1 protein-coding gene is annotated in these 824 nt (G+C 22.9%); it reads right to left on the bottom strand.

The features are described 5' to 3' along the window. Positions 1 to 84: 84 nt before the first annotated feature. Positions 85 to 546, bottom strand: a complete 462-nt coding sequence (locus TS70_RS06695; RefSeq protein WP_198049802.1) for a hypothetical protein — start codon at positions 544 to 546, stop codon at positions 85 to 87. Positions 547 to 824 lie beyond the last annotated feature (278 nt).

Below are 824 nucleotides of genomic sequence, written 5' to 3'. Positions count from 1 at the left end.
GGCTTTTTCACCTGTTGTATTACCTTGTAATGTAAAAGGTACTTGTGGCAAATTAATTGTTGCCATAATATTTCACTTCCTTTATTATCTAAGGTTTTTAAGTGTATAATCAGTTAATTTTTTAATTTCCTCAGGAGTATATGCTCCTTTTTCTTTAATAATTTCAATTTCATCATTTTTATTTTCAACTGAATTTTCAATCATATCTTTAATAAAATTAGTTGGTGAAATTGATTGTTGTTCTTCAACAAACAAATCAGGTTTTAATTCTTTTAAAGTTTGCATTTTTTCAGTTAAAGAATTACCGCTAACTTTATCTAAATTAGTTTTAATATCTTCAATTTTAGTAGTTGGAACATCTTTAAATGCTTTTAATTCATCTAATTCATTAGCAACTTTTAAATACTCTTCTTTTGAAATAGTATCTTTACGCTTTTGAATACCTTCAATAATTTGTTTTGTTTCATTATGAAATTCACTTAAAATATTATCTGCTATTTCTTCACTTAAACCTTGTTCAATTAATTGTTCTTTTGTAAGTGCCATTTTTATAAACCTCTCTTTTTTTATTCTTGTTCGAATAACAAGTCAGCATAAGTCTTTTTAAGGCGGAAAGCATAAACCGTAAATTACTTTTTTGTTAAAAGGATAAACCATTATTTTTATTATATACTAATAGTTTATAAATACAATACTTTTTATAAACAATTACTAAACTTAATGTATTTTGTTGTTAATTTAGCCCTTAAAATAATTCAAAAGAGCTATTTTAAAAGATAAAATTTTAAAATAATTAGTAATTTTGCTTGCTTATATATATATAT

Source organism: Spiroplasma sp. hyd1 (genome assembly GCF_016082235.1).
In the GTDB taxonomy this organism is placed as follows: domain Bacteria; phylum Bacillota_I; class Bacilli_A; order Mycoplasmatales; family Mycoplasmataceae; genus Spiroplasma; species Spiroplasma poulsonii.
The sequence above is the reverse complement of the archived record's forward strand: the minus strand, read 5'-3'. Positions and strand labels throughout refer to the sequence as shown.